The following is a 3,555-nucleotide window of genomic DNA, read 5'->3' as shown; positions in this document are numbered from 1 at the left end:
GGGGTGAAAAAGGTCAGCGGCGAATGGACGCTGGTGTGCCTGGCGTGGAACCTGAAACGCATGGCCGCATTACGCCCGCAAATCGGAAATTGAGCAAAAAACAGGCATAAATCCGGCGCACGTATTTTTCGCAGCGCAAGGGTTCTTTGCATGGGAGAGGTTGGTCAACGGCGTGTAAAAAACTAAAATTTCCGGCGATTGATTATGGTGTCGCCAGAGTCGTCACCCTTCGAATTGCCCGATTCTTCCGCAAGATACAAGAGCCTAGCGGGCTGACGGTAGAAACGACGGTAAAGCCTACATCGATCAGATTTAGTCTCTGGAACCGCGCGGGTCTAGGCGATCTGTTGATGATGGAGTGGGAGATCGGACGTCTGCAGCCGATGTAGTGGAGCCTGCCTAATGGGGGCTCCTGCTTTCTGATATTGGAAGCACACGTCAGTCGATCCCGGCTGATCCGGCGCTGTACGTGAGGTGAGGCCCAGGCCATCTCTTCGGCGAACCGCTGTTTTCTCGAGGGCAGGGAGCGGCCAGGCTCGGTTGCTAAACCTCAGCGACCTCCACCCTGTTACGTCCAGCTGCCTTGCACCCATAGAGTGCGTGATCGGCCCGCGCGATTGCTTCGCTGAACAATTCATCGGCGCGATATTGCGTGATGCCGATGGACAACGTAACACGCACTGAAGTGCCGTCACTGTGGATATCCAGTGCCTGGACACCCGTGCGTATACGCTCTGCGCTTTCGCCAGCGTGGCTGAAATTCGTATCCGGCAGAATGGCCAGAAACTCTTCACCACCCCAACGACCAATGAAGTCCTGTTCGCGCAACGACTGTCTGAGCAGATCACTCACCGCCTGGAGTACGCGATCGCCCGTTTCGTGACCGTACTGATCATTGACCTGCTTGAAGTGGTCGATGTCCATCAGCATCAGCGTGAGGTTTGTAGGGTGACGATGATGTCGTGCCAGGATCTTTTCAGTGAGTTCAATCATGTTTCGACGATTGAATAGGCCGGTCAGTGAATCGGTCGTTGCCATCGAGGCGAGCTTCTTGTGTGCCCGGGCCACCGTGACCACATAGAACAGCGCAAGATAGCTGAACATGCAGAACACCACCGTCAGGTTGAACACGTGCACGCCGAGCAGCGCCTTGGAGGAGATCGGTTGCACCGGTTCTACGAACCACATCAGGACATCCAGGCCGATGTAGTAAGCCCATAGCCAACCAGCGTAGATCCACGCGGTGCGCGTGGGCATGCTCACGAACAGGGCCGGGATGAACATCAGCAGAAAATAGTGGAAGCCACTTTCCCAACCAATCAGAACCGTTCCCAGTCCGGCATGAACAAGCACTTCGATGCGTATCAGCATGACCGCAAGCTGATTTCTTCGCTGTTGGAATGCGCGATAGGCATAGATATACATGGCCACACTGACCACGTTTATCCAGCCCAGAATGGGTGAGCCAAGAATGAGAAATATGAAGAAAAAAGCGACATCGACGCTGCCTGCCAGCTGACAGCAACGCATCGAAAGCTGCCAGAACTCCGGCTGGGCGTCACGCCGGCGCAGGTGTTCCGAGTGTGTCCCTTGCATCGCACCTGCTCCCTGATCCGGTTGTATCGCGCCGGCTTTGAGTTGTTCGCCCCGGCAACCCGGCAAAAGAGGTGTGAGGAAACGGCTCGCAGCGGGGCTGAAGCACGTTACGAGGCTCAGCGTTTGCTGTCTAGTGGTCGCTGGCCGATGCCTTTGGTAATAAGCACCTCATAAGAGGTGCTTGGCTGGTCGCAGCAGGTACGGTCGAGGTTACTTCCACGACAATGCCTGATCGGCGGGTTTAGCTTGCTTGAGAGAGGTGTATCACCCGATCGGTCGGAATGCTCGACAGCACAGCGTGACGCTGTGGATCGCCGTCAGCGGTCGCTTCTGCAAGCGTTGCGCTGCGAGCTCGGAGAGCTCCGTGAACGTTGAGCGATACCGCGTTCACTCGTTTCCATACAGGAGGCTCGTGATTCGGTCGTGTTCCAGCGGGGACGGTAGGGCTGTCGTGTCGACGTTTCCGGCACCGCTCGCAGTCAGATTGTGCGAATCGCTCTCTGGATGGAAATTGCCATCCGCGTCGAACGTCACCCAGCCGTACCATTCCCGGACCACCTGGGTGGGCTTTCCTGCGTCCATGGCCACATACCAGTCGGCCAACCGGAAACGCTTACCGGCGAGCGTCGCAATAGCGCTTTGTGCTCTGACCAAGGCCAGGTAGAGCGGATGGGGGAGAGGCTCTACGCGGCCGGTGTCGTCGAGCAGAAATGTATAGGAGGCGTGCGGCGATCCCTTTGCGCCTTCAGCTACTTGTTCGTTCGGGTTCAGAGTGAAAACCGGAGCAAAGCCACCCCCTTCCGTTCGGAAGTTTGTCGTCTGCCCCTGGTAAAGCCGGGCGGCCATCCACTGCACCGTCCCGGCATAGGCGTAGGCGCGCAGGTCGAACTTCATCGGGCGTACCTGATGGTTGCCAACCGTTCTGCGCTCGCCGGGAACCACCAGGGCCTGGGCAACGTAATTGGCATCAAGAATGTCGGCCCACACACGCTTGGTGAGTTTCTCGCCGCGGTACGCGCCGCGACTGCCAAACCCGATCGCCGGCTTGAAGAACAGATTGCGTCGGTCCTGCCAGAGCTGTTCTGCATCGGCGGGATCGACAAGTCGGGTAATCGGGACGTACCGGGCAAGTACTGCTCGGGTTTGCGGATCGACGCCCATCTGCTCGAGCAGCGCTGCATGGGTCAAGTCGACCAGCCTGCGCTTGTCGGCATACAAGGCATAGGCTTGGGGATGGGGTGTCACCGTCACGGCATCGGCGAGGTAGGCTTCCCGCAGAGCCTTGCACGCAGCGCCCTCTAGGTAGAAGTCGGTGAGCCGGTTGTAGATCAGGTCGACTGGCTTGCCAGCCACCACCAGGCGGCCTTCGGTGAATGTCAGATCGGCTGGGTCGGCGATGGTGCAATCAATGCCGGCCGATTCGAACAGTTGCTGAAACAGCAGGAATTCAGGATAGAGGTACTGGCTTTCGGGGCTTTCGTCGACGATGACCAGGTGCTTCAACGGCTTCTGTTCACCGCTTGCTGTCCACTCCTGAGCAAACATGTCCAGAATCGCTTGCTCGAATCGGTCAGCGCCTTCGTCACCCGGCGCCAGCGCTCCTACGCCACTGCAGCAGCGCCGTTGCGCACGGGCGAGCAACAGGTTGAGCATCGCGCCGCCAGCGTTTGTATTGATTTCGATAAGGCCGAGCTTTTTTTCGTCAAGATGAAAGTCGTAGCCAAGGAACACGCCCCGGGCGCCTCGAGGTGCATGCCGCGCAACAGCCGGCGCTGAAGCCAATGCATGCGCCCGCCAGGCGGGCAACCTGACGGTCTGTTCGATGGCTTGGATGACCTCGGTGACCTGGCTCAGTCGCTGGGGTGACACAAAGACCGGCCGTGCGGCAAATACATGAGGGCAGCGTGTGTTCAGCAGCTCCTTGAGCTCGGGATTGCCTAGCTGGTGCCCATCCAGAAA

At 58.3% G+C, this 3,555-nt stretch carries 2 protein-coding genes; both read right to left on the bottom strand.

Annotation, left to right across the window (positions count from 1 at the left end):
* Nucleotides 1-543: 543 nt before the first annotated feature.
* Entirely contained in the window at nt 544-1,425 is an 882-nt protein-coding gene (locus NA637_RS24225) for a GGDEF domain-containing protein (protein WP_256075068.1), read from the bottom strand.
* 558 nt (nt 1,426-1,983) lie between these two features.
* Nucleotides 1,984-3,552: a hypothetical protein gene (locus NA637_RS24220; protein WP_256075069.1), complete on the bottom strand. Its 1,569-nt coding sequence runs from the start codon at nt 3,550-3,552 to the stop codon at nt 1,984-1,986.
* Nucleotides 3,553-3,555: the final 3 nt, after the last annotated feature.

This window comes from Stutzerimonas stutzeri, assembly GCF_024448935.1.
In the GTDB taxonomy this organism is placed as follows: Bacteria; Pseudomonadota; Gammaproteobacteria; order Pseudomonadales; family Pseudomonadaceae; genus Stutzerimonas; species Stutzerimonas stutzeri_AO.
Note: the sequence above shows the minus strand (reverse complement) of the source record. Positions and strands in the feature narration are given on the sequence as shown.